A 25,769-nucleotide genomic window follows, 5' to 3' on the forward strand; every position below is an offset into this window, starting at 1 on the left:
GCCTACTCGGCTGCCGCCCTTGCGGCGATCCCCAGCCAGTCGCGGCAGTCGGCAAGCGCGCGTGCGCTCATCGCGCGCTTCTTCGCCAACGTCTTCTCCTTGCCGCGCAAGCGCTTTCCTTCCGTCCTCGGGACCTCGACCGGCGGAAAGAGCCCGAAATTGACGTTCATGGGCTGGAAGGAGCGTTTTCCCGGCTCGTCGTCGGCGAGAATGTGCCCGCCGCTGATATGGCTCACCAGCGCGCCGAAGGCCGTCGTCGGCGGCGGCGGCGAGATGGGATGGCCGAGGCGCTCCGCGGCGGCGAAACGGCCGGCGACGAGCCCCATCGCAGCGCTCTCCACATAGCCTTCGCAGCCGGTGATCTGGCCGGCGAAGCGCAGGCCCGGTCGCGATTTAAGCTGCAATGTGCCGTCGAGCAGCGCCGGAGAGTTGATATAGGTGTTGCGGTGCAAACCGCCGAGACGGGCAAATTCGGCATTCTCCAGCCCGGGGATCAGGCGGAAGACGCGCACCTGCTCGCCATATTTCAGCTTCGTCTGGAAGCCGACCATGTTGTAGAGCGTGCCGAGCGCATTGTCCTGGCGGAGTTGCACGACGGCGTAGGGCTTTTCGTCGGGCTTGTGTGCGTTGGTGAGCCCCATCGGCTTCATCGGCCCATGGCGCAGGGTCTCTAGCCCTCGCTCGGCCATCACCTCGACGGGCAGGCAGCCATCGAAATAGGGCGTGCCTTCCCATTCCTTGAAGGTGGTCTTCTCGCCGTCGAGCAGGGCTTGCACGAATGCCTCGTACTCGGCCTTGTTCATCGGGCAGTTGATGTAGTCCTTGCCGGTGCCGCCGGGGCCGACCTTGTCATAGCGCGACTGGAACCAGCAGACATCCATGTCGATCGTCTCGAAGTGCACGATCGGCGCGATGGCGTCGAAGAAGGCGAGCGCCTCGGCGCCCGTGGCCGCCCGGATGGCTTCGGCAAGGGAAGGCGCGGTGAGGGGGCCGGTGGCGATGATCGCCTGGTCCCATTCGGCGGGCGGCAGCCCGTCCACCTCCTCGCGCACGACCGTAATGAGCGGGTGCGTCTCGATGGCACGGGTGACGGCCTCAGAAAATCCCTCGCGGTCGACCGCGAGGGCGCCGCCGGCGGGCACCTGGCTGGCGTCGCCCGCGCGCATGATCAGCGAGCCGGCTAACCGCATTTCAGCATGCAAGAGGCCGACCGCGTTGGTCTGCGCGTCGTCGGAACGGAAGGAATTGGAGCAGACGAGTTCGGCCAGGCCGTCCGTCTTGTGCGCATCCGTGCCGCGCACGGGGCGCATTTCGTGCAGGATGACGGGCACGCCGGCCTCGGCCGCCTGCCAGGCGGCTTCCGAGCCCGCAAGCCCGCCGCCGATCACGTGAATGGGCGCTTGTGTCATGTCGTCCGAGATAGGGCGAAGACGGTGCGAATGCAACGAGAAGTGCGGTGCGGAAAGGGAGGGAGCGGACAAAAAAACAACACCCGCCGGGGGAGGAGGTCCGGCGGGTGTCGTTTTGGTGACCGGCTATCGGGAGGAGGTGAAGGCCGGTCGCATCCGTCAGGGTCGGGAGGAGGTGACCCTGGCGAAATTCGTGTTCGTTAGAGCGACTTGCGCGCCACGAAGGGGATGTCGCCGCGGGCAATGCCGAGGTCGTTCAGCTCGCGCGAGGAAAGGCGGCTCAGCTCATTAACCGTCTGCCGGTAGCGGCGCCAGTTGCGGTAGTTGCGGATCAGGTTCATCGTCTTGCTCACTTTGTTCGTCTGGTTTGTCCAACCGTCTTGTGAGCAACAGATAGGGGGCTTCGCGCCGCGCCGGAAGAGATAATGTTGCATAGCAGCAATGCGTATTGTGCATTGCATCATAATTGTGCCGCGAGCCCGCCACGATGTACCGTGTGCGTGTGGCTGCGGCGGACGCGGCGCGGGTTGCCGCCCGGCAGCCAAAAAAGCCTGTTTTTCGGGCAATTTCCCTTTGATAGACCAAGGGCAGGTGATATAGAACCCGCGCTTTCGGGAGCGTCGGCTTTCGGAAAGCGGGTGTGGTGGAACTGGTAGACACGCAGGATTTAGGTTCCTGTGGCGCAAGCCGTGGGGGTTCAAGTCCCTCCACCCGCACCAGGCCACCCCGGAAAAGATCTTTCGGCAGGCTGAACGGTGATACGCCGTCGGGCAGCGGCGCTGAATGAACACAAAGGTTTTATGATGCAGGTTAGCGAGACACTCAATTCAGGCCTGAAGCGCGAGATCAAGGTCACCGTGCCGGCCAAGGACATGGAAGCCCGGCTGATGGAACGGCTGGAGGATGCCAAGAACAAGGTGCGGCTGAAGGGCTTCCGCCCCGGCAAGGTGCCGTTGCAGCATCTGCGCCGCATGTATGGCAAGTCCTTCATGGCCGAGGTGGTCAACGAGATTCTGTCCGATTCTTCCAAGTCCATCATCGAGGATCGCGGCGAGAAGCCGGCCATGCAGCCGGAAATCTCCATGACCGAGGACGAGAAGGAGGCGGAGAAGGTTCTTGCCGGCGCCGCCGATTTCGAATTCTCCATGAGCTACGAGATCATTCCGCCGATCGAGATCAAGGACCTTACCGATATCAAGATCACCCGGCCGGTCTACGACGTGCCGGAGGAGGAGGTCGAGGAGCAGGTCAAGCGCGTGGCCGATTCCGTCCGCACCTACGAGCCGAAGGACGGCAAGGCGGAGGAGAACGACAAGGTCACCATCGACTATGCCGGCAAGGTGGACGGTGAATTGTTCGAAGGCGGTTCGGCAACCGACTCGGAACTCGTGATCGGCCACAACCAGTTCATCCCCGGTTTCGAGGAGCAACTCGTCGGGCTGAAGGCGGGCGAGGAGAAGACCATCAAGGTGACGTTCCCCGCCGAATATGCCGCCCAGCACCTGGCCGGCAAGGAGGCCGAGTTCGACATCACCGTCAAGCAGGTGGCCGCGGCCGAAGAGCTGGTAATCGACGACGAGCTGGCGAAGAAGCTGGGCCTGGAATCGGCCGACAAGCTGCGCGAGATCATCCGTGGCCAGCTCGAGAACCAGTTCGGCCAGGTCACCCGGCAGAAGGCCAAGCGCCAGCTTCTCGACGCGCTGGACGAGACCTACAAGTTCGAGGCGCCCTCGAAGCTGGTGGATGCCGAGTTCGACAACATCTGGGGGCAGGTGACCCGCGATCTGGAGCAGGCGAACCGCACCTTCGAGGACGAGGACACCACCGAGGAAGAAGCTCGGGAAGAATACCGCACGCTCGCCGAGCGCCGCGTGCGGCTCGGCCTCGTTCTGGCGCAGATCGGCGAGGAGGCAAAGGTCGAGGTTGCCGAGGACGAGATGCAGCGGGCGCTGATCGAATCGATCCGCCGCTACCCGCAGCACCAGCAGCAGGAAATCTACGATTTCTACCGCCAGAACCCACAGGCGCTGGCCGGCATCCGCGCCCCGTTGTTCGAGGAGAAGGTGGTTGATCACCTGCTCACCAAGATCGACGTCACCGACAAGAAGGTGAGCCGCGAGGAGCTTCTTGCGGACGACGAGGACGAAGCGGAGACGCCGAAGCCGGCAGCCGAGAAAAAGGCTGCGCCGAAGAAGAAGGCGGCGGCCAAGGCGGAGCCTAAGAAGGCCGCGCCAAAGAAAGCGGCGGCCAAGAAAGCGGACGCCGAATAGTCCCGCTTTCCCTCGTCAACCGAGTAACGAAGACAGAAAGGCCCCGGTCATCCGCCGGGGCTTTTTCTTTTCATCTAAAGATATTCGACGATGCGGCGCCCGGCGGAGATGTATTTCAGCGGGTTGACGGCGGTGCCGTTGTGCCGGACCTCGTAGTGCAAGTGCGGGCCGGTGGAGCGGCCGCTGCTACCCGCCTGGCCGAGGGCCGCGCCAGCATTCACCTTATCCCCCGGCCCGACCAGGATCTTGCTCAGATGGGCGTAGCGGGTGGTGATGCCGCCGCCATGGTCGATCTCGACCATGCGCCCGTAGCCACCGTTCCAGCCGGCGGTGACGACGGTGCCGGCGCCGGTGGCTCTGATCGCCGCACCGCGAGGAGCGCGAAAATCGACGCCGGAGTGATGCGCCGGCCGCCGCAGGATGGGGTCGCGCCGCAGGCCGAACCCGCTGGTCACCGCCGCGCCGGGAAGCGGGTTGGCGATGGGGACGCGCCGCGCCGTCCGCTTCAGCTCATCGAGCCGCTGCAGCGCCTCGTCGAGCTCGCGCACTTTCTCCTCGAAGCCGATATTCGCGGCCGGCGCGATCAGCGGCCCGCCGACATCTTCTGCTCCATAACCGTCGGCAACCGAGATGCCCGCCGAACCGAGCGCATCGGCGATCGTCTCGGCGGTCTGGTATGCCTCCTCGGCAAGCGTTTCCACGCGTTCGATCTGCTCCGCTTCGATGTCGCGCAGCGAGCGGTCGATCTCGACGAACATGCGATCGGCCCCTGTGACCTCGGTTTCCTGGTCGATGCCGCGGATCGGCCAGGGGATACGCGATGACGCCACGCCGGCATAGGCCGTCCCGGTGACCATCCCGTCGAGCTGAAGGCCGCCGCCATCGGCGTCGGCGCGGATGTCGGGGCGCGGGGAGGGGACCGGTATCTCCTTCTCGCCGACGATATCTCCGGTGCGCTCCAGAACAGGAACGAGTTGACCGTGGCGCTCGCTCAGCCGCTCCTGGCGTTCGATGAGCTCGCCCACCTTGCGCTGCATGAGCTGCTGGTCCAAGAGCTGCCGGCTGGTGACGCGGTCGACCTGCGTTCTGAGGGCGGAGATCCGGTCCTCATAAGCCTGTTGCAGGCGTGCCTGGCGCGCCATTGTGGAGCCGATAAGGTCGTCTCGCATCACCAGATAGGCTGTCGCTGCAAGATAGCCCGCTGCCGCGACCGTCAGTGCCGTGCCGGCAACCGCCGCCAGCCATGGGCGCACTGTGAAATAACGGATGTCGTCGCCGCGCGCGACGATAATCGTGGTCGGCTTTCTGCGCCCGCGGAATATGTCCGCCCCTTGTGCCCGCTTCACCGGTATGAGGTTCCATTTATCGAGGATTCCGATGAGGCCGATTACACTCCATTAGGGTTAACAAAGGCTTTGCCGGGCGACTTCAAAGAGCCTTCGCCGCCTCCAGCACCGCGTCCACATGGCCCGGTACCTTCACCTTGCGCCAGACCTGCGCAACGCGTCCGTCCGGCGCGATAAGAAAGGTGGTGCGCTCGACACCCATGTACTTGCGGCCATACATGCTTTTCTCGACCCACACGCCGTAGGCCTCCAGCACTTTCTTTTCCGGGTCCGAGACCAGGTCGATCGCCAGCCCGTGCTTCGCCTTGAACTTGTCGTGGCTTTTCTGGCTGTCGGGCGACATGCCGACGATCGCCACGCCGAGCGCGTCGAACTCGGCCTTGCGGGCGGTAAAATCGATCGCCTGGGCGGTGCAGCCGCTGGTGTCGTCCTTGGGGTAGAAGTAAAGAACCACCGGCTTGCCGCGCAGCTCCGACAACCGCAAGCTTCCGCCGCCGTCTCGCGGTAGTTCGAAATCGGGGGCTTCGCTTTCTTTGTCGAGATCGGCCATTTAATCACCTCTCTTTAGCTTTAGGCCGGCATCCGACAAAATATCTGGATTTCCTGTAAGCCGGCCCCCTTGAATCGGGTGCACAGATATAATGGCCTAAGGGGATTCGTCCAACCGAACGGAAACGCATTGACAGGAAGCCGCTTGGAGAACGCAGGACCGGACCACGAGAAGGTGCACTTTCGGCGTGGCGAGATCGCCTCGCTGAAGCGCTTTCCGTCCGCTACCTGCCCATCCTCGCGCCCCCTGCCCAGACAGTGGCGTGCACGCATCCTTGGCTGGGCCGCGATCGCCGTGCTTGCGCTTCCTCTGTTGCTTTTGGTCTTGAGCGGAACGCTTTATCTGGTTGGCGTCGATGCAATCGGCAATGAGCGGCTGCGGGTGGCGGCCGAGCGTGCCATCACCAGAATGGCGGGCTTTGATGCCGATGTAAGGCTCGGGGAGCTGCGTCTGGGGTTGGGCGAAACCAGCCTTTTGGCGCTCGAGGTGCGGGACGCGCGTATTGCAAGGGCCGACACCGATGCGGTGCTCGCCACCGCCGGCACTCTGCGCTTCGGTCTCAAGGCGTGGCCGCTGCTGGATGGCAGGATCGAGGTCGCGCAGGTGGGGCTCACCGATGCCGCGATCTCGCCCGCGGACATGCCCAGGCTGCGGAAAGGAGGTCTGACAGCGCCGGTCATGACGCCGGACGAGGTTTATGCGGCGGTCTTCGGCGCGGTGGAACGGGCGTTCGAGATGACGGAATCCTCCGGTCTCAGCCGCATCAGCCTCGCCAATGTCGGCCTGCGAACGGCGAAAGGGCAGGCTGTTCCCGATTTCCTGATCGAGACGCTCGAGCTACAGCGGGCGGGCGAGGCAGAGATCGTGCTTGAAGGCTCGGCGGTCTACCGCGGCCGCGGCATCGCCTTAAGCGGAAAGGCCGAACGTGACGGGCAGAGCGGTGCGATCACGGCCTTGTCGCTTGACGCCGTCACGTCCGATACCAGCGGCGCGAGCGCGGATGGGCGGGAAGGTGCCTTAGGCGCGCTGGGCGATGCCCGGCTGTCGCTATCGGGGCGCGAAGCCGGAGGCGGGGAGGAGGGCTGGCTGGCTCTCGACACGCGGCTTGAGGATATCGCCGTCAAAATCGACGAAGACACGCTGTCGCTCGACGCGGCCTCGATGCGCGCCGCCTTTGCCGAAGGAGACGAGGCCTTCTCCGTGGTTGCCTCCAAGATCGGGGCAGGGCGGACGCAGGTTAATTTTCAAGGGGCCGTCACTCCTATCACGGTAGCGGGCGGCGAGGCGGCCTACAGGTACGATCTGGTGTCGCGCGAATCGGTGCTCGCGCCCGCCGATTCGCCCGAGCGGGCACTTCCCTTCGCCATGCGCCTTGCCGGCCGGTACGAGCCGGCGGCATCGCGGCTGACCGCGGAGAGGATAGAGGTGCGCACCTTTGACGGAGGGCTGGCGGGGAACGCGGTATTGACGATGCCGGCGGGTGTGTCGCCCGGTATCAGGCTGGCGCTCTATGTCGAGGATATGCCGACGGCGCATGCGAAGCAGTTCTGGCCGTGGTTCGCCGCGAGCGGCGCGCGCAACTGGATGCTGGAGCACGTATTCGGCGGGCGTGTGCGCGACAGCAATCTGCGGCTTAACGTCCCGCCCGGCCGCCTTGGAAACGGTGTGCCGCTGTCGCAGGATGAGGTGGTCGGCCGATTTGCCCTGGAGAACACGCGCTTCGATATTGCTGGCGACATCCCGCCCGTGCGCGACGGTACCGGCTGGGTCGAGTTTCGTGGCACGGATGTGGCGGTAGGCCTGTCGAAGGGCACGATCTACATGCCGAGCGGACGCCTGGTGGAGGCGAGCGGCGGCAGCCTGACGATCGACGCGGCCCACCAGAAGCCGCGTATCAGCAGGCTGGAGATCGATGTCGAGGGCGAGGCGGCCGCCATGGTCGAACTCGCTTCCCACGAGCCCATCGATGCTTCGCGGTTCCACGACATCGCCCCTGGCGATCTCGAGGGAGGGGCGGCGTCCGGGCACATCAGCGCCGATATTCCGCTGCAGGCCGGCATTCCGGCAAAGGATCTCGATTGGCGTGTCGCCCTCGACTACGAGGGCCTGTCGATCGCCAAGCCCTTCGAAGGTCAGGAGGTGACGAAGGCGAACGGCTCGCTTCTGGTGCAGCCGGACAGGGCCGAATTCTCCGCCGAGGCCGAGTTGAACGCGGTTCCGGCGCGCCTGCGCATCGTCGAGCCCCTGGGTGGTTCGCAAGTGGAGCGGGTGCGCCATGTCGAGCTGCAGATGGACGACGCGGCGCGCGACAGGCTCTTCCCCGGCTTGGACGTGCTGGTCTCCGGGCCTTTCGAAATCGTCTATGACGAACAGCCCGACGGGCGCAAGAAGGTCGCCGTTGCGCTCGATACCGCGCGCCTCACCGTGCCGTGGATCGGCTGGCAGAAGGGTGCCGGCATACCGGCCGCCGCCAGCTTCTTTCTCGACGAGAACGGCCCGGAAGGGGACGGCCCGGAAGGGGACAACAAGGTGTCCGAGCTGTCCGAATTTACCCTGGACGGCGAGAGTTTCGCGGTGAGCGGCCATATTCGCCTTGCCGGCGGCAGCTTGCAGGAAGCCCGGTTGGACGGGGTGCGTCTCAACCGCATCGACGACTATGCCGCTACCATTCGGCACACGGGCAGCGGCTATTCCGTGTCTGTGAACGGCCGTTCGTTCGATGCGCGCGGGGTGATCGAACGTGTGCTGGACAATAGAGCGGCAGAGGAGCATGGCGCGGACAGCGGGGCCGGGATCACGGTGGAAGCCTCGCTTGCCAACGTGCAAGGGTTCAATGGCGAAGGTCTGAGCCAGGTGGAAATGGCCTATTCGGCCGAAGCGGCGCAGCCGGAGCGGCTGTCCATCCGCGCCGCTGTGGCCGCGAACGGCGCCGTGCAATTCACGAAAGGCGTGGAGCAGGGGCGCCGCACTGTGCGCGCCTCCTCAAGCAACGCCGGCGCCCTTTTGCGCTTCCTCAATATCTACCAGCATGTGGACGGCGGGCGGCTCAGCCTCGCGCTCTCCGGCGCGAGCGACGACGATCTTTCCGGCCAGTTCGACATTCGCGACTTCTGGGTGGTCAATGAAGAACGGCTGGGGTCGCTCGTCGCTGCCAGCGCGGAGAACCCCAACGGTGAGATGGATGTCTCTCGCGTTCAGTTCGAGTACGGTTCCGCCACGCTCTCCAAGAGGCGGGAGCAGTTGGAGATCAGAGACGGCGTGTTGCGCGGCCCGTTGATCGGCTCGACCTTCCAGGGAACGCTGTACGACCCCAACGACAACACCGCCATCACCGGCACCTTTCTGCCGCTCTATGGAATCAACCGGGTTTTCGGTGAAATTCCCATCATTGGCCAAATCCTCGGCAATGGGCGCAATGGTGGCCTCATCGGCATCACATACCGGCTCACCGGCAAGCTCGATGCTCCGGCGCTGGAGATCAATCCCATCTCCGCCATCGCGCCGGGGATATTCCGCCGCATCTTCGAATTCCGCTGATCGTTTCCCTTCTCCCGCCACGCACGGAAGGCCACTGCCGCACACAGGAAAGGAGGCGCTTCAATAGCGGCGGATGAGGCCCACCAGACGGCCTTGCACCTTCACTCGGTCGGGGCCGAAGATGCGCGTCTCGTAGGCCGGATTCGCCGCCTCCAGCGCGATGGAGGCGCCCTTGCGGCGGAAGCGCTTGAGCGTGGCTTCCTCCTCGTCGACCAATGCGACGACGATCTCGCCGGGATTGGCGGTCTGGGTCTGGCGGACGATGACCGTATCGCCATCGAAGATGCCGGCCTCGATCATCGAATCGCCCTTCACCTCAAGCGCGAAATGCTCACCGCTCGACAGCATGTCGGGAGGCACGCCGATGGAGTGGGTCTGGTGCTGGATGGCCTCGATGGGCACGCCGGCGGCGATCCGCCCCATGACGGGAATGGAGACGACGCCCGATGCATCGTTGTTGCTGGCCAGCGGCTTGGGCGCCGGTGCCGCGCGGCCCTGGCCTCCCTCGATGACGCTGGGTGAGAATTTGCGCGGCCCCCCGAGCCCAGGAGCGATCGAATCAGGCAACCGCAGCACTTCCAGCGCGCGGGCCCTGTTGGGCAGGCGGCGGATGAAGCCGCGCTCCTCGAGCGCGGTGATCAGCCGGTGGATGCCGGACTTCGAGGCCAGATCCAATGCCTCCTTCATCTCGTCGAAGGAGGGCGGTATGCCCGTCTCCTTCAGACGGTCGTGGATGAATAGCAGCAGCTCGTGCTGTTTGCGTGTCAGCATCGGTTCCACCCCGGAATCAGTAAACAAAACCAGAACATAACGTAGACGTTCCAGTTGTGTTCCGCAATAGGAAAATATTGAGGTGTCGGAACCCGTCAGCGCAGCATCAGCACCTGGCAGCGCGCGCCAGCCTCGCTCGGCCCCGCATTCGGCTCGCGGACGATGAGGGCGTTGGCGGCGGCGAGGGTGCTGAGCATGGAGGAATCCTGCAGCTCGAACGGCGTCGCGATCAGCCCGCGCGGGCCGTGGGAGACCGTGGCGCGCACATAGTCCTGCCGCTCGTCATTGGCCTGCATGGGAACGGCCAGCTCCGCCTGGCGCAGGTCCGGCGAAAAGAGCCGGCCGGAAAGCCGGGCGATCATCGGTCGCAGGAAGAGATGCGCGCACACCAGACTGGAGACCGGGTTGCCGGGCAGGCCGAGCACACGCGTTGTTTCAAGCCGGCCGAACATCATCGGCTTGCCGGGCCGTATGGCGACCTTCCAGAAGGAGAGGGCGGCGCCTTCCGCCTCGAGCACCCGGCGCACCAGATCGTGGTCGCCGACCGAGGCGCCGCCGAGCGTGGCGATGATATCGGCGTTTGCGGCGAGCGCCTTGCGAAGAGCGGCGGATATCTTCTCCTCGCTGTCGGGCACGATGCCGAGATCGACAATCCTGGCGCCGTCGCGCCCGGCGAGGGCGGCGGTACCGAAGCCGTTGGAGGCGACGATCTGGTCGGGACCGGGCGCAGTGCCCGGCGGCACGAGTTCGTCGCCGATGGCGATGACCGCGACGAGCGGCCGGCGCACAACGGGGAGGGTGGCATGCCCCGCAGCCGCGGCCAGCGACAGGGCCGCTGGGTCCAGCACCCTACCTTGCTCCAGAACCGGGTCTTCCTCGTCGAAGTCGAGGCCGGCGCGGCGGATGTGCCGCCCGGCAGTCACAGGCTCGATGGCCTCGATGCGACCGTCGGCTAGCCTACGCGCGTTTTCCTGGATGAGAATGGCGTCCGCGCCCTCCGGCACCGGTGCGCCGGTGAAGATGCGCACGGCCTCGCCCGGCTGGAGCGCACCGGCAAAGCGGTGGCCCGCTGCCGATTCGCCGATGACGGAAAGGGTTCTTGGAACCGTCCCGACATCCGCCGCGCGAACGGCATAGCCGTCCATGGCCGAGGCGTTGAAAGGCGGCTGCGTACGCCGCGCCTTCAGCGGCGCGGCGAGTACGCGATCGGCGGCTTCCGTAAGCGCCACCTCCTCGGCGGCGAGGGGGCTGAGGCCGTCGAGGATGCGCTCCAGCGCCTCATCAACCGGAAGCAGAGCCATCGTCCGCCCCTTGCGCGCGCCAGGTGCCGGACCTGCCGCCCGTCTTTTCCTTGAGATGCACCTCGCCGATGACCATGCCTTTGTCCAGCGCCTTGGCCATGTCGTAGATCGTCAGACAGGCGACGGAGACGGCCGTCAGTGCCTCCATCTCCACGCCCGTCTTGCCTGTCACGCGCGCCGTCGCTTCGACGCGCAAGCCGGGCAGTGCCTCATCCGGCGCGATATCGACGGCGATCTTGGTCAGCGCCAGCGGGTGGCAGAGCGGAATGAGGTCGTGCGTTTTCTTCGCCGCCATGATGCCGGCAAGCCGGGCGACGGCGATGACATCGCCTTTCTTGGCGTCTCCGGCCAGGATCGCCCGCAAGGTCTGCGGCGCCATGGTCACGGCACCGGCTGCGACAGCGGTGCGGGCCGTGTCGTCCTTCGCGCCGACATCCACCATCTCCGCCCGTCCGTCGGCGGTAAGATGGGTCAGTCCGCTCTTTTCGTCTCCGGCCATCTCAGCCTGCCGCCTTTACGTCCGTTTCAAGCCCGAGCAGCCTGCGCGTCGCCGCCTCGACATTGTCCTGGCGCATCAGGCTCTCGCCGACGAGGAAGCTTGAGATGCCTGCGTTTGCGAGGCGGCGGCAGTCCTCGTGGGTGAAGATGCCGCTCTCGCCGATGACGATGCGATCCTCCGGCACCTGCGGCGCCAGCGCCTCGCAGGTGGCAAGCGTCGTCTCGAAGGTCCTCAGATTGCGGTTGTTGATGCCGATAAGCGGCGAGGAAAGCCCGAGCGCGCGTTCCAGCTCGACCTCGTCATGCACCTCCAGCAGCGTGTCCATGCCGAGTTTGCCGGCCGTCTCCTCCAGCGCCTTCGCCTCGTCGTCCGTCACACTCGCCATGATGATGAGAATCGCATCGGCTTCCCAGGCCCGCGCCTCGTAGACCTGGTAAGGCTCGAACATGAAGTCCTTGCGCAGGGCAGGGAGCCTCGTCGCCCGCCGCGCCTGGCCGAGGAACTCGGGCGCGCCCTGGAAGGACGGCTTGTCCGTCAACACGGAAAGGCAGGCCGCGCCGCCGCGCTCATAGGCAGCCGCCAGCCGAGGCGGGTCGAAATCGGCGCGGATGAGCCCTTTCGAGGGGCTCGCCTTCTTGACCTCGGCGATAAGCGCCAGGAGGCCGGCAGAATGCTTTGCGCGCAACGCCTCGGCAAAGCCGCGCACGGGGGCGGCCTCGCGCGCCCTTGCCTCAAGCTCGGCCTGGGGCATGGCGGCTTTCGCGGCAGCGATCTCCTCGCGCTTGTAAGCCTCGATCTTGCGCAGAATGTCTGTCATTTACCGGTACGCTCCTGGGGTCATGCTTCCCGGTTCGAGACTTCGACCAGCCTCTCGAGCGCCGCGAGCGCACGGCCGTCGTCCAGCGCTGCTGCCGCAAGCCTCACGCCGTCTCCCAGCGTCTCGGCCTTTCCGGCCACGACCAGGGCACCGCCGGCGTTGAGAAGGGCGATGTCGCGGTAGGCGTTCTTGGCGCCTTCCAGCACGGCGCGCAGGGCTCGTGCATTATGTTCGCCGTCGCCGCCTTTCAGGGCGGCCATCTCGGCGCGCGCCAGGCCTGCCTCCTCGGGGGTCACCTCGAATGTGCGCACGGCGCCATTCTCCAGCGCGGCCACCTGGGTCGTGCCGGCAGTCGTCATCTCGTCGAGCCCGTCTCCGTGCACCACCCAGGCTTTTTCTGCGCCGAGCTTTCTGAGCACATGGGCGATCGGTTCCACCCACTCGGGCGAGAAGACGCCGACGAGCTGGCGTTTCACGCGCGCCGGGTTCGACAGCGGCCCGAGCAGGTTGAAGATGGTGCGCGTGCCGAGCTCTACCCGCGTCGGCCCGACATGGCGCATGGCCGCATGGTGGGCCGGCGCGAACATGAAACCGACACCGGCCTCGGCGATGCAGGCGGCGATCTTCTCCGGCCCGATCTCGATGTCGACGCCGAGGGCCGCGAGGCTGTCGGCCGCGCCCGCGCGTGAGGAAAGCGCCCGGTTGCCGTGCTTGGCCACCGGCACGCCGCAGCCGGCGACGATCAAGGCCGCACAGGTCGAAACATTGTAGGTGCCCGAGGCATCGCCGCCGGTGCCGACGATGTCGATCGCATCCCCGGGGGCTTCGACCGGAAGCATCTTCGCCCGCATGGTGTCGACCGCGCCGCTGATCTCGTCGACCGTTTCCCCGCGCACCCTGAGCGCCATCAGGAAGCCGCCGATCTGGCTCGGCGTGGCCTCGCCGGACATCATGACCTCGAAGGCCTCGCGCGCCTCGGCGAAGCTGAGGGCCGTGCCGCTCGCCACCTTGGCGATATGTTGCTTGAGGTCTGCCATCACCGGCCTCAGAAGCTCAGCGCCTGCTGCAGGGCGGCCTGGTTGACGGTCACCTCATGCTCGGCCTGCAGCCGTGCGACGAGCTGGTCCAGAAGGTCGTTGGAGATGCCCTGGGTGAGACTGTTGGCAACGTCTTCGGGCACCGCGTCGGCGGAGACCGATGCCGGCTCGAACACCTCCGTCACCTGGAAGAGAAATTGCCCCTCGCCGGCCGGATTGGCAAAAGCCCCGGATCCGCCCTCTGGCACGCTGAAGGCGGCGGCAACGCCCGCTCGACCCAGATCCGGGTCGTCCGCTTCGCGTTTCAGCCCGCGCTTGACGACCTTCTCCTGGCCGATCTCGGCGGCGATCTCGTCGAGCGTCTTGCCGCCCTTCAGCGTATCCTGGAGTTCCTTGACGCGCTCTGCAAGCCGCGCCTCGACCTCGGCTTCGGTCCAGTCCTCGACCACCTTTTCGCGCACTTCGGCAAACGAGCGCTCGCGTGCCTGCACGATGTCCTCCACCTCGTAGAAGAGAAAGCCGTTGCTGGGCAGGTCGATGGGCGGGTTCTCCACGCCCTTGTCCGTCTCGAAGGCTTCGCTGAGCAATTGCCGCGATTGGGGAAGGTCCTCGATGACGGTGCCGTCGGGGCGGCGGCCGGAACGGTCGACGGCCTCGACGGTGCGCATCGTCAGCCTCTGCGCGTTCGCCGCCTCCTGCATCGTCTGGCCGGCGGCGCGCGCATCCTCATAGGCATCGTAAGTGTCGAGCACCAGGTTGCTCGCCTCGTCGAGCGCCAGTTCCTGGCGGATTTCGCCGGCCACCTGGTCGAGCGGCGTCACCTTTTCGGGAACGATCTCCGTCACGCGCAGGAGCACCGGTCCAAAGGCGCCTTGGACCACTTCGCTCACCTTGCCTTCCTCAAGCGCGAAGGCGGCTTCGGCCACCGCCTCGTCGGCGACGTCGGCGCGCGTGAAGGTGCCCAGCCTGATGTCCTCGGGGGTCTTGCCCTGCATCTCCACCACGCCCTCGAAGGTCGCACCGGTGCGCATGCTCTCGCGGGCGGCAACGGCATCATCTTCCTCGGAGAAGTTGATCTGCTCGATGGTGCGGCGCTCCGGCGTCGTGTAGCGCACGCGGTTTTTCTCGTAGTAGCCGCGCACCTGCTCGTCGGAAATCGTCGATGGGTCGGCGATATCCTCCGCTTCCAGCTTCACGTAGTTGATCTTGCGGTATTCGGGAGCGGCGTAGTCATCCTTGCGCTCCTCGAACCAACTCTGCAGCTCTTCCTCGTTCGGCTTCTCGATGGGCTCGACGAGGGAGCGGGGGAGGGGCACGTACTCTATCGTCCTGTCCTCGCCCCGGTAGAGCGCGACATTGCGCAGCAGCGCATCGGGCGCCGAGACGCCGCCTGCGACCGCATCGACGATCTGCTGGCGCATGGCGGCGTTCTGCCGGTTCTTCAGGTAGTCTTCCGGCCGCATGCCCGCCTGTCTCAGGACGAACTCGAACTGCTGCCGGTTGAAGCGGCCGTCGGCGCCGCGGAAAGCCGGGTCGGAGGTCGCCAGCTCGGCAAGCTTGTCCTGCGACAACCCAAGGTCCATCTCGCGTGCCGTCTCGTCCAGCACGGCGCCTGCGGCGAGTTGCGCGAGCACCTGCTCGTCGATACCCATCGCCACCGCCTGCTCGCGCGTCAGCCTGGTGCCGAAACGCTGCGAAAGCTCGGCGATCTGGCGGTCGTAGGCCAGCCGGAAATCGAGCGGCGAAACGGACGTACCGCCCGCCGTCAAGACGGCGCCCCCGGCACCGTTCAGGATTTGGCCGGAAATGCCCCACACGGCAAAACTCAGGACCAGGAGGCCGAGCAGAAGCTTCGCAATCCAGGTTGTGGCCGCTTGTCTCAGGCTGTCGAGCATGGTGATCCGCTATAATTCTCTTTTTTCTTGGCGAATGTTGGCAATAGCGCCCTTGAAAGCCACTGTCGATTGCTTTGTAGCGCCTTTTTGGTAGTGAACATCCTTCGACCAGGACACGACAACGAATGGAGGCCCCATGACACCCGCGATCCGTCCGCTCATCGCAGGCAATTGGAAGATGCACGGCACCAGCGCCTCGCTCGGCGAACTGGGGGCCATCGGCGAAGGCTTTGCCGCCGCCGCCGGCGACGGCGCCGAAGGGCTGATCTGCGTGCCGGCGACGCTCCTCTCGCGGGCGAGCGGGGTGCTCGGATCGACACCGGTCTTCCTGGGCGGGCAGGACTGCCACGCTGCCGAGAGCGGCGCCCATACGGGCGACATCGCCGCCGAAATGCTTGCCGACTGCGGTGCCGGCTTTGTGATCGTCGGCCACTCCGAGCGGCGCACGGATCACCGCGAGAGCGATGCAGACGTGGCCGCCAAGGCGCAAGCGGCCTGGCGCGCCGGCCTTGTCGCCGTCATCTGCCTGGGGGAAACGCGGCAGCAGCGCGAGGCGGGCGAGACGCTTGCCGTGCTTTCGCGCCAGGTCGCGGGCTCCGTGCCCGCCGAGGCGACGGCCGAAAACACGGTGATCGCCTACGAGCCCGTATGGGCGATCGGCACGGGGCTGACGCCGACAACCGGGGACGTGGCCGAAGCGCATGCCCATCTGCGCACCGAACTGGAGAAGAAGATCGGTGAAGAGGCAAAACGCACGCGGCTCCTCTACGGCGGTTCGGTAAAGCCCGGCAACGCGCGCGAACTCTTGTCGATCCCCAATGTCGACGGTGCGCTGATCGGTGGCGCCAGCCTCAAGGCAGCCGATTTCCTTGCCATAAGCGAGGCGACGCGCACTGTTTGAGCCTCTGCCCACCGTCTTTTCTTGTAAAGCCGCATGCCACGCCTATCTGTGGTGACGGGGACTTGGAAAAACGGGCAAAGGCGTGTAATGAGCCGCGTCCGCGGGCGCATCGCCCGCTCCGCCTCAGGCGCCGGAAGGAATCATGCAGACCATCGTCATCGTCATCCACTTGCTCACCGTGCTTGCGCTTGTCGGCGTGGTGCTTATGCAGCGTTCGGAGGGTGGAGGGCTTGGCATTGGCGGCGGCTCCGGCTTCATGACGGCGCGCGGGGCGGCCAACGCGCTGACGCGCGCAACGGCGATCCTTGCCGCGGCCTTCTTCGTCACCTCGCTCGGCTTGTCGCTGATCGCGCGCTATCAGGCCCAGCCGACGGATATCTTCGACCGGCTGCCGCAGACGCAGGAGCAGGGTGAGGGCGGCGGCAGCGGCGTTCTCGACCAACTTGGCGGCAGCGGCGCCTCGTCGGAGCCGGCACCGGCGGAAGAGCCGGCCGATTCCGAGCCGCAGGTGCCGACGGGTCAGTAACTACTTAATTTCGAACGGGATTCAGCAACGGATCCCGTCGCCGATTTCGAAATCGCGCGCGGCAGCTTGTCGGTGCGCAGCCAAAAAGTTGCGGGTTTGGGGATTTTGCTCTGGCGGAATCGCCTTCGTCCGGTTAAGCGGTAAGTCCCATGGCGCGATATGTATTCATCACTGGCGGCGTGGTTTCCTCCCTCGGCAAAGGCATTGCGGCAGCGGCCCTCGGCGCGTTGCTGCAGGCGCGCGGTTACCGCGTCCGTATCAGGAAGCTCGACCCCTATCTGAACGTCGATCCCGGCACGATGTCACCGTATCAGCACGGCGAGGTGTTCGTCACCGATGACGGGGCGGAGACCGACCTCGACCTCGGCCATTACGAGCGCTTCACCGGGCGCTCGGCCAACAAGCAGGACAACATCACCACCGGCCGCATCTACCAGAACATCATCGAGAAGGAGCGGCGCGGCGACTATCTGGGCGCCACCGTGCAGGTGATCCCGCACGTCACCGACGAGATCAAGCAGTTCATCCTGGAAGGCAACGACGAGTTCGACTTCGTGCTCTGCGAGATCGGCGGCACGGTGGGCGATATCGAGGCGATGCCGTTCCTGGAGGCGATCCGCCAGCTCGGCAACGAATTGCCGCGCGGCAACGCGGTCTATGTGCATCTGACGCTGATGCCATGGATTCCTGCCGCCGGCGAACTGAAGACCAAGCCCACCCAGCACTCGGTCAAGGAGTTGCGGTCCATCGGCATCGCGCCCGACGTCCTGTTGGTGCGCGCCGACCGCGAAATTCCGGCGGAGGAGCGGCGCAAGCTCTCGCTGTTCTGCAATGTGCGCGAGGAGGCCGTCATCCAGGCGCTCGACGTGGCGCATATCTACGACGTGCCCATGGCCTATCACCGCGAGGGGCTCGACGGCGAAGTGCTCGCCGCCTTCGGCATCGACCCGGCGCCGAAGCCGCGCATGGAGCGCTGGCAGCAGGTCTGCGACCGCATCCACAACCCGGAAGGCGAGGTGACCATCGCCGTTGTCGGCAAGTACACGGACCTCAAGGATGCCTATAAGTCGCTCAACGAGGCGCTCTCCCACGGTGGTATGGCAAACCGCGTGCGCGTCAATCTCGAATGGATCGAATCGGAGATCTTCGAGAAGGAGGATCCGGCGCCCTGGCTGGAAAAGGTGCACGGGATTCTGGTTCCCGGCGGCTTCGGCGAGCGTGGCTCGGAGGGCAAGATCCTGGCCGCCAAATTCGCCCGCGAACGCAAGGTGCCTTATTTCGGCATCTGTTTCGGCATGCAGATGGCCTGCATCGAGGCGGCGCGGTCTCTTGCCGGCATCGAAAAAGCGTCCTCGACCGAGTTCGGCCCGACCGACGAGCCTATCGTCGGCCTGATGACCGAATGGCTGAAGGGCAACATGCTCGAAAAACGTACCGCCGCCGGGGATCTCGGCGGTACGATGCGGCTCGGCGCCTATGACGCGCGTTTGACGCCCGGTTCGAAGATCGCTGAAATCTACGGCTCGGAGGAAATCTCCGAGCGCCACCGTCACCGCTACGAGGTGAATATCGGCTACCGCCAGAAGCTGGAAGAGTGCGGGCTGGTCTTTGCCGGCCTGTCGCCCGATGGCGTGCTGCCGGAGACCGTGGAATATGCCGACCATCCCTGGTTCATCGGCGTGCAATACCACCCCGAGCTCAAGAGCCGGCCCTTCGAGCCGCACCCGCTCTTCGCCTCCTTCATCGCCGCCGCCGTGGAGCAGTCGCGGCTGGTGTGAGTGATCGTCCGACGGCTGGTTGCTTCTTGGAGTTGCAGTTTCAAATCTCCTCACTACCTGTCTGGGTAGTTTTATTTGTCGAATTTTATTGCTGGAGATTTGTATGAAGCTCGACCATTGCGTTCTCCCGACCAAGAGTCTCGCGACGGCGCGGGAACGGCTCACGAGCCTCGGCTTCACCGTAGCGCCGGACGCCGCCCATCCTTTCGGCACGGCCAATTGCTGCGTGTTCTTCCGCGACGATACCTATCTGGAGCCGCTCTCCATTGCCGATGAAGAAGCTGCGCGCGGGGCGATTGCCGCCGGCAACACCTTTGTCCTGCGGGACCGGGAGTTTCGCGAGGCTTGCGGCGAGGAGGGATTCTCCGCCATCGCCCTCGGCACGAGCAACACTGCTGCGGAGCACGCCCGCTTCGTGGGGGAGAGAATCTCCGCAGGGCGACCGCTTTCCTTCTCGCGGCCCTTCGTGGATGCCGGCGGAAACCGCGCGCAGGCCTCTTTCGAACTGGCTTTTGCCGCACCCAGTTCTTGCCCCTCCTTCTTCTTCGCCTGCCAGCGGGTGAACATGCCGGCGGTCGACCGATCCTTGCGGCGGCACGACAATGGCGTTGTCGGTATATCGCGCATTCTCGCAACGGCGGCGGAGCCGAGCGTCGGCGAGGACTTCTTCACCCGGCTCTTCCGCAAGGAGCCTGACGATGGAGCGGGAATTTGGACGCTCTCTCCCGAGCACCCTCAGGGTGGGTCGCCTCCGCATGCGGCCGTTTGGCTCCTAGGGCACGCGGATGCCAGGCACTTCTGTCGCATCGAGGCCGGCGGCGACGATCGCCTGAGGCTCTGCGGCATTGTGTTCCGCACGCCAAGCATCGATGCGATCGCCGAACGGCTGGCCGTTGCGAAAATCGCCCATACCATGCATAGAAACCGGCTTCTGGTGCCACCCGCGCCGGGACAGGGTGCAGTTTTCATCTTCGAGGAGGTTGAAAGCTCCGCTTTTGAGACGTTTTTGGGGTATCTCCTTTTTTTGCCTTGAATGGAGCCTGAAACATGACGCCGAGTCCGCGTGTGAAAGTCGGCAGCGCCGTTTTCGCCAACGACGCCCCGCTGGCGCTGATCGCCGGTCCCTGTCAGCTCGAATCGCGTGATCACGCCTTCGAGATGGCCGGCGCGCTGAAGGAGTTGACACGGAAGCTGGGCATCGGCTTCGTCTACAAGACGAGCTTCGACAAGGCCAACCGCACTTCGCTTTCGGGCAAGCGCGGCGCTGGCCTCGACGCGGCCCTGCCGATCTTCGCCGATCTCAGGCGCGAACTCGACGTGCCGGTGCTGACCGACGTTCACACGGAAGAGCAATGCGGCCTGGTGGCCGATGCCGTGGACGTCCTGCAGATCCCTGCCTTCCTGTGCCGCCAGACCGACCTTCTGATCACTGCTGCCCGGACCGGCCGCGTCGTCAACGTGAAGAAGGGCCAGTTCCTCGCCCCCTGGGACATGAAGAACGTCGTCGCCAAGATCACCGCCTCGGGAAACGCCAATGTGCTGGTGACCGAGCGCGGCACCTCCTTCGGCTACAACACGCTCGTCTCGGACATGCGCGGCCTGCCGCAGATGGCGGAGATGGGCGCGCCGGTGATCTTCGATGCCACACATTCCGTGCAGCAGCCGGGCGGGCAGGGCGGCTCCACCGGCGGCGAGCGGCGCTTCGTCGAGACGCTGGCGCGCGCCGCCGTGGCCGTCGGCGTTGCCGGCGTCTTCATCGAGACCCACCAGGACCCCGACAACGCGCCCTCCGACGGGCCCAACATGGTGCCGCTCGACCAGATGCCGGCGTTGCTGGAGCGCCTGATGGCGTTCGACCGGGTGGCGAAGGGGGATTGACGCGCCGTTATCTCCGCGCGTCATTCCGGCACGTGGACGAGCTGCGGAATAGGTCTCGGACAGCCTCCGCTGCCCTCCGGCTTCCGGGACGCGTGGATGTATACGCATTGCCTTTTTCGCCGCCTGCGATAAGAGGGGCGCATCTGTCTTCACGCCAATCCGAGCCGGAGGAACCAGCCCATGACTGCCATTGTCGACATCGTCGGACGTGAAATCCTCGACAGCCGGGGCAATCCCACCGTTGAGGTGGATGTGGTCCTGGAGGATGGCTCGATGGGCCGCGCGGCGGTGCCTTCCGGTGCCTCCACGGGCGCGCACGAGGCCGTGGAATTGCGGGACGGCGGCCCGCGCTTTCTCGGCAAGGGCGTCGCCGGCGCCGTCGATGCCGTCAACGGCGAAATCTTCGAGGCCATCGGCGGCATGGAGGCGGAGAACCAGATCCATATCGACCGCACCATGATCGAGCTCGACGGCACGCCCAACAAGAGCCGGCTCGGCGCCAACGCCATCCTTGGCGTCTCGCTCGCCGTCGCCAAGGCGGCCGCGGAAGCCTCCGGCCTGCCGCTCTACCGCTATGTCGGCGGCGCTTCGGCGCATGTTCTGCCGGTGCCGATGATGAACATCGTCAACGGCGGCGTGCACGCGGACAATCCCATCGACTTCCAGGAATTCATGGTCATGCCGGTGGGAGCGGAGAGCCTGCGCGAGGCGGTGCGCTGCGGCGCGGAGATCTTCCACACGCTGAAGGCGGGGCTGAAGGCGGCCGGCCACAACACCAATGTGGGCGATGAGGGCGGCTTCGCGCCGGGGCTGAAGAGCGCCCAGGAAGCGCTCGACTTCATCATGACCTCCATCGAGAAGGCCGGCTACAAGCCCGGCGAGGACGTCGCCATCGCCCTCGATTGCGCGGCGACCGAGTTCTTCAAGGACGGCAAGTACGTCTACGAGGGCGAGGGCAAGACGCGCGAGGCCAAGGCGCAGGCCGAGTATCTCGCCAAGCTCGCCGCCGACTATCCCATCATCTCCATCGAGGACGGGATGGCCGAAGACGATTTCGAGGGTTGGAAGATCCTCACCGAGCTTGCCGGCGACAAGGTGCAACTCGTCGGCGACGACCTTTTCGTCACCAACTCCGAGCGGCTCTCCGACGGCATCAAGATGGGCATCGCCAATTCCATCCTCGTCAAGGTCAACCAGATCGGCACCCTGACCGAGACGCTGGACGCGGTTGAGACGGCGCACAAGGCCGCCTATACGGCGGTGATGTCGCACCGCTCGGGCGAGACGGAGGATGCCACCATCGCCGACCTCGCGGTCGCCACCAATTGCGGGCAGATCAAGACCGGCTCGCTCGCCCGGTCCGACCGGCTTGCCAAATACAACCAGCTCATCCGCATCGAAGAGGAGCTGGGCAAGCAGGCGCGCTACGCGGGACGGACGATTTTGCGCGGGTAACGGCGCGGATAACCCTCCATTAAGCAAGATGTGACTACATGCGGCGGAAGGAATTTCGCCGCATGTGGACCCGCCATCACAAACGCCGCAATACAGGCCGGTTGATCGTACCGGCGATCACCGCGCTCGTGCTCACCTATTTCGGCTTTCATGCCTATCAAGGCGACTACGGCCTCAACGGCAAGGAGCGGCTGGAAGGCCGCATCGCCGGACTTGAGGCCAAGCTCGACGCGCTGCACAAGGAGCGCGGGGACCTGGAGGAGCGGGTGAGCCTGCTCAACGACGGTTCGCTGGAAAAGGATATGCTGGACGAGCAGGCGCGGCGGGCGTTGAATCTCGTCCGGGAGAACGAGATCGTCATATTCCGCCCGGCTGACAGCGTGAATTAACCGGTTTCCAGTTAATCCAGAAGAATTTCAATTTTCCCAACAGGTTAGCCGGCATGGCTGCCATGCATAATTTCGCATGGCGGAAGCCTTTCCGTCATGATAGCGTCCAGCCCCGAACTGTTTGCCATGGATGGCTGCTTGGCGTGGACTAGATGCGTGTCCTGCGGCAGTATGGTGTCGCAGGCAGGTCCGATGTCCGTCAAGAGACGCTTTCTAGGGAGTGACAGATGGCGACAGCCGCCAGGAAAACCGCGCCGAAACCTTCGTCGGCAAAATCCCGTAGCCCAGCCAAACCATCATCCACCGCCGGCGGCACACCCGCCGTCAGGACGCCGAAGCCGGAAGAGTTCAAACAAGAGCAGGAGCTTTCGGCCTACCGCGACATGCTCTTGATCCGCCGCTTCGAGGAGAAGGCAGGCCAGCTTTACGGCATGGGCCTGATCGGCGGCTTCTGCCACCTCTATATCGGCCAGGAGGCTGTCGTCGTCGGCATGCAGATGGCGTTGAAGGAGGGCGACCAGGTCATCACCGGCTACCGCGACCACGGCCACATGCTGGCCACCGGCATGGACCCGCGCGGCGTCATGGCGGAGCTGACCGGCCGGCGCGGGGGATACTCCAAGGGCAAGGGCGGCTCCATGCACATGTTCTCCAAGGAGAAGAACTTTTATGGCGGCCACGGCATCGTCGGCGCTCAGGTGCCGCTCGGAACCGGCTTGGCGCTCGCCAACCGCTATCGCGGCAACGACAGCGTCTCGCTCACCTATTTCGGTGACGGCGCGGCCAACCAGGGCCAGGTCTACGAGAGCTTCAACATGGCCTCGCTGTGGAAGCTCCCCGTGGTCTACGTCATCGAGAACAACCGCTATGCCATGGGCACCTCGGTCTCGCGCTCCTCGGCCGAGACCGATTTCTCGCACCGCGGCCTCTCCTTCAAGATTCCTGGCATCCAGGTCGACGGTATGGACGTTCGCGCCGTGAAGGCCGCAGGCGACCTTGCGGTCGACTGGTGCCGCTCCGGCAAGGGGCCGATCATCCTGGAGATGCAGACCTACCGCTACCGCGGCCACTCCATGTCCGACCCGGCAAAGTACCGTTCCAAGGACGAAGTGCAGAAGATGCGCTCCGAGCACGACCCGATCGAGCAGGTGAAGAAACGGCTCCTGGACAAGAAGTGGGCGAGCGAGGACGACTTGAAGGCGGAGGACAAGCGCGTGCGCGAGATCGTCGCCGATGCGGCCGATTTCGCCCAGTCGGATCCCGAGCCGGACGTATCCGAGCTCTATACCGATATCCTGCTCTAAGGGAGGCGCTGCCGATGCCCACGGAAATTCTCATGCCCGCGCTCTCCCCGACCATGGAGGAGGGCAATCTGGCCAAATGGCTGAAGAAGGAAGGCGATGCCGTCGCCCCCGGCGATGTGATCGCCGAGATCGAGACCGACAAGGCGACCATGGAGGTCGAAGCGATCGACGAAGGAAAGATCGGCAGGATCCTCATCGGTGAGGGTACCGAAGGCGTGAAGGTCAACACACCCATCGCCCTGTTGCTCGCCGACGGCGAGAGCGAGGAAGACCTTTCCAAGGCTCCCGTGAGCGCGCCTCCGCCCGCCGCCCAGGCACCGGCGGAAGAGCCGGCGGCGCAGAAGGTGGAGGAGACGCCGAAGCCCGCCGCTGTGCCAAAGGCCGAGGCGCCGGCGCTTCCCGCCGATCCGGACATTCCCGAAGGCACCGAAATGGTGCCCACCACCGTGCGCGAGGCGCTGCGCGATGCCATGGCCGAGGAAATGCGCCGCGACGAGGACGTTTTCGTCATGGGCGAGGAGGTGGCCGAGTATCAGGGCGCCTACAAGGTAACCCAGGGCCTGCTGCAGGAATTCGGCGATAAGCGCGTGGTCGATACGCCCATCACCGAGCACGGCTTTGCCGGCGTCGGCGTCGGCGCGGCGTTCGCGGGGCTCAAGCCCATCGTCGAGTTCATGACCTTCAACTTCGCCATGCAGGCGATGGATCAGATCGTCAATTCGGCGGCCAAGACGCTCTACATGGCCGGCGGCCAGATGGGCGCGCCCATCGTCTTCCGCGGCCCCAACGGTGCGGCCGCCCGCGTCGCCGCCCAGCACAGCCAGGACTACGCCGCCTGGTACGGCCACATCCCCGGCCTCAAGGTGGTGATGCCCTATACGGCGGCCGACGCCAAGGGGCTCTTGAAGGCGGCCATCCGCGACCCCAACCCGGTCATCTTCCTGGAGAACGAAATCCTCTACGGCCAGACCTTCGATGTGCCGAAACTTGATGATTTCGTGCTGCCCATCGGCAAGGCGCGCATTCACAAGGCGGGCAAGGATGCGACCATCGTCTCCTTCGGCATCGGCATGACCTATGCGCTCAAGGCCGAGGAGGAGTTGCGCGGCATGGGCCTTGACGTCGAGATCATCGATCTGCGCACGATCCGGCCGATGGACCTCGATACCGTCATCGAATCGGTGAAGAAGACCAACCGGCTGGTCACCGTCGAGGAGGGCTTTCCGCAATCCTCCGTCGGCGATCATATCGCCGCCCAGGTGATGCAGCGCGCCTTCGACTATCTCGACGCGCCGGTCATCACCGTTGCGGGCAAGGATGTGCCGATGCCCTACGCCGCCAACCTGGAAAAGCTGGCGCTTCCGAGCGTGGCCGAAGTCGTCGAGGCGGTGAAGGCCGTCACCTACCGGGGCTAAGGAGAGGGATCCTATATGCCGATTCAGATCACCATGCCGGCCCTTTCACCCACGATGGAGGAGGGCAACCTCGCCAAGTGGCTGGTCAAGGAGGGGGACAGCGTTTCGTCCGGCGACGTCATCGCCGAGATCGAGACCGACAAGGCGACCATGGAAGTGGAGGCGGTGGATGAAGGGACCGTCGCCAAGATCGTCGTGCCCGAGGGCACGGAAGGCGTGAAGGTGAATGCGCTGATCGCCGTGCTCGCGCAAGAGGGCGAGGACGTGGCCGACGCCGCCAAGGCCGCCGGGAACGGCGGTGCGGGCGCGGCTGCCCCTTCTTCCCCAAGTCCGCAGCCTGCGGAAGCGGCGCAGGAGAGCGGCGGCGAGCGCCCGCCGGTCGGCGAAGAAGGCGCTCGGCCCGCACCGTCTCCGGCCGCTCAGCCGCCCCGCCTCGAAGTGGTCGAAGGGGGGAAGGACGGCCGCGTCTTCTCCTCCCCGCTCGCCCGCCGCATCGCCCGGGAGGCCGGCATCGACCTTGCCGCCGTCGCCGGCTCCGGCCCGCGCGGCCGCGTGGTGAAGGCCAATGTCGAGGCGGCGCTTTCGGGCGGCGCGGTCAAGGCACCCGAGGCGCCGGCCCCCGCGCCCAAACCCATGTCCGACGATCAGGTGCTGAAGCTCTTCGAGGAAGGCTCCTACGAGCTCGTGCCCC

At 65.4% G+C, this 25,769-nt stretch carries 21 protein-coding genes, 1 tRNA gene and 1 pseudogene; 13 read left to right on the forward strand and 10 right to left on the reverse strand.

Features of this window, described 5'->3' with window-relative positions; genetic code table 11:
- Window positions 1–2 precede the first annotated feature (2 nt).
- Window positions 3–1,409, reverse strand: coding sequence for a methylenetetrahydrofolate--tRNA-(uracil(54)-C(5))-methyltransferase (FADH(2)-oxidizing) TrmFO (gene trmFO / locus GPJ75_RS23700; protein ID WP_163272027.1), 1,407 nt, complete (start codon window positions 1,407–1,409; stop codon window positions 3–5).
- A gap of 200 nt (window positions 1,410–1,609) precedes the next feature.
- Window positions 1,610–1,750 (reverse strand): DUF1127 domain-containing protein, encoded by a 141-nt coding sequence (locus tag GPJ75_RS23705; protein ID WP_159586039.1) that lies wholly within the window; start codon window positions 1,748–1,750, stop codon window positions 1,610–1,612.
- A gap of 293 nt (window positions 1,751–2,043) precedes the next feature.
- Between GPJ75_RS23705 and GPJ75_RS23710 the strand changes: the two genes are divergently transcribed.
- Both GPJ75_RS23710 and tig read left to right on the forward strand, forming a co-directional pair.
- Window positions 2,044–2,128: transfer RNA gene (locus GPJ75_RS23710), tRNA-Leu, on the forward strand.
- A gap of 84 nt (window positions 2,129–2,212) precedes the next feature.
- Entirely contained in the window at window positions 2,213–3,679 is a 1,467-nt protein-coding gene (gene tig / locus GPJ75_RS23715; RefSeq protein ID WP_163272075.1) for a trigger factor, read from the forward strand.
- A gap of 74 nt (window positions 3,680–3,753) precedes the next feature.
- Here the strand turns inward: tig and GPJ75_RS23720 are convergent, their stop codons facing one another.
- Both GPJ75_RS23720 and GPJ75_RS23725 read right to left on the reverse strand, forming a co-directional pair.
- Window positions 3,754–5,025: a M23 family metallopeptidase gene (locus GPJ75_RS23720; RefSeq protein WP_163272029.1), complete on the reverse strand. Its 1,272-nt coding sequence runs from the start codon at window positions 5,023–5,025 to the stop codon at window positions 3,754–3,756.
- 82 nt (window positions 5,026–5,107) lie between these two features.
- On the reverse strand, window positions 5,108–5,575 hold the full coding sequence (locus tag GPJ75_RS23725; RefSeq protein ID WP_163272031.1) for a peroxiredoxin: 468 nt from the start codon (window positions 5,573–5,575) through the stop codon (window positions 5,108–5,110).
- A gap of 144 nt (window positions 5,576–5,719) precedes the next feature.
- Here GPJ75_RS23725 and GPJ75_RS23730 point away from each other — a divergent pair, with 144 nt between their 5' ends.
- Window positions 5,720–9,112 (forward strand): DUF3971 domain-containing protein, encoded by a 3,393-nt coding sequence (locus GPJ75_RS23730; protein WP_163272034.1) that lies wholly within the window; start codon window positions 5,720–5,722, stop codon window positions 9,110–9,112.
- 60 nt (window positions 9,113–9,172) lie between these two features.
- Here the strand turns inward: GPJ75_RS23730 and lexA are convergent, their stop codons facing one another.
- The 6 genes from lexA to GPJ75_RS23760 form a co-directional block, all read right to left on the reverse strand.
- Entirely contained in the window at window positions 9,173–9,883 is a 711-nt protein-coding gene (gene lexA / locus GPJ75_RS23735) for a transcriptional repressor LexA (protein WP_163272036.1), read from the reverse strand.
- A gap of 95 nt (window positions 9,884–9,978) precedes the next feature.
- Complete coding sequence (locus GPJ75_RS23740) at window positions 9,979–11,184, reverse strand: molybdopterin molybdotransferase MoeA (RefSeq protein WP_163272038.1); 1,206 nt, start codon at window positions 11,182–11,184, stop codon at window positions 9,979–9,981.
- Window positions 11,165–11,683 (reverse strand): cyclic pyranopterin monophosphate synthase MoaC, encoded by a 519-nt coding sequence (gene moaC, locus GPJ75_RS23745; protein ID WP_163272040.1) that lies wholly within the window; start codon window positions 11,681–11,683, stop codon window positions 11,165–11,167. The genes GPJ75_RS23740 and moaC overlap by 20 nt, the downstream gene beginning before the upstream one ends.
- 1 nt (window position 11,684) lies before the next feature.
- Window positions 11,685–12,500 carry an indole-3-glycerol phosphate synthase TrpC gene (gene trpC / locus GPJ75_RS23750; RefSeq protein ID WP_163272042.1) on the reverse strand — a complete coding sequence of 272 codons (816 nt, stop codon included), beginning with the start codon at window positions 12,498–12,500 and terminating at the stop codon, window positions 11,685–11,687.
- A 20-nt stretch (window positions 12,501–12,520) separates the two neighbouring features.
- On the reverse strand, window positions 12,521–13,537 hold the full coding sequence (trpD, locus tag GPJ75_RS23755) for an anthranilate phosphoribosyltransferase (protein ID WP_163272044.1): 1,017 nt from the start codon (window positions 13,535–13,537) through the stop codon (window positions 12,521–12,523).
- 8 nt (window positions 13,538–13,545) lie between these two features.
- On the reverse strand, window positions 13,546–15,432 hold the full coding sequence (locus tag GPJ75_RS23760) for a SurA N-terminal domain-containing protein (protein WP_163272046.1): 1,887 nt from the start codon (window positions 15,430–15,432) through the stop codon (window positions 13,546–13,548).
- A 136-nt stretch (window positions 15,433–15,568) separates the two neighbouring features.
- Here GPJ75_RS23760 and tpiA point away from each other — a divergent pair, with 136 nt between their 5' ends.
- The 10 genes and pseudogenes from tpiA to GPJ75_RS23810 form a co-directional block, all read left to right on the forward strand.
- Window positions 15,569–16,333: a triose-phosphate isomerase gene (gene tpiA, locus GPJ75_RS23765; RefSeq protein ID WP_163272048.1), complete on the forward strand. Its 765-nt coding sequence runs from the start codon at window positions 15,569–15,571 to the stop codon at window positions 16,331–16,333.
- 142 nt (window positions 16,334–16,475) lie between these two features.
- Window positions 16,476–16,841: pseudogene (gene secG, locus GPJ75_RS23770) on the forward strand (preprotein translocase subunit SecG); the annotation flags it as partial.
- A 167-nt stretch (window positions 16,842–17,008) separates the two neighbouring features.
- Window positions 17,009–18,637 (forward strand): CTP synthase, encoded by a 1,629-nt coding sequence (pyrG, locus tag GPJ75_RS23775; RefSeq protein WP_163272052.1) that lies wholly within the window; start codon window positions 17,009–17,011, stop codon window positions 18,635–18,637.
- 103 nt (window positions 18,638–18,740) lie between these two features.
- Window positions 18,741–19,670, forward strand: coding sequence for a VOC family protein (locus GPJ75_RS23780; protein ID WP_163272054.1), 930 nt, complete (start codon window positions 18,741–18,743; stop codon window positions 19,668–19,670).
- Between the two features lie 14 nt (window positions 19,671–19,684).
- On the forward strand, window positions 19,685–20,515 hold the full coding sequence (kdsA, locus tag GPJ75_RS23785) for a 3-deoxy-8-phosphooctulonate synthase (RefSeq protein WP_163272056.1): 831 nt from the start codon (window positions 19,685–19,687) through the stop codon (window positions 20,513–20,515).
- A 180-nt stretch (window positions 20,516–20,695) separates the two neighbouring features.
- Entirely contained in the window at window positions 20,696–21,970 is a 1,275-nt protein-coding gene (gene eno, locus GPJ75_RS23790) for a phosphopyruvate hydratase (RefSeq protein ID WP_163272058.1), read from the forward strand.
- Between the two features lie 62 nt (window positions 21,971–22,032).
- Window positions 22,033–22,359 (forward strand): FtsB family cell division protein, encoded by a 327-nt coding sequence (locus tag GPJ75_RS23795; protein WP_163272061.1) that lies wholly within the window; start codon window positions 22,033–22,035, stop codon window positions 22,357–22,359.
- 227 nt (window positions 22,360–22,586) lie between these two features.
- Window positions 22,587–23,663 (forward strand): pyruvate dehydrogenase (acetyl-transferring) E1 component subunit alpha, encoded by a 1,077-nt coding sequence (gene pdhA, locus GPJ75_RS23800; protein WP_163272063.1) that lies wholly within the window; start codon window positions 22,587–22,589, stop codon window positions 23,661–23,663.
- A gap of 14 nt (window positions 23,664–23,677) precedes the next feature.
- Window positions 23,678–25,078, forward strand: coding sequence for a pyruvate dehydrogenase complex E1 component subunit beta (locus GPJ75_RS23805; RefSeq protein ID WP_163272065.1), 1,401 nt, complete (start codon window positions 23,678–23,680; stop codon window positions 25,076–25,078).
- A gap of 15 nt (window positions 25,079–25,093) precedes the next feature.
- The coding region (locus tag GPJ75_RS23810; protein WP_163272067.1) for a biotin/lipoyl-containing protein at window positions 25,094–25,769 on the forward strand (676 nt) is incomplete at its 3' end.

Source organism: Chelativorans alearensis (assembly GCF_010993735.1).
GTDB classification, from domain to species: Bacteria; Pseudomonadota; Alphaproteobacteria; order Rhizobiales; family Rhizobiaceae; genus Chelativorans; species Chelativorans alearense.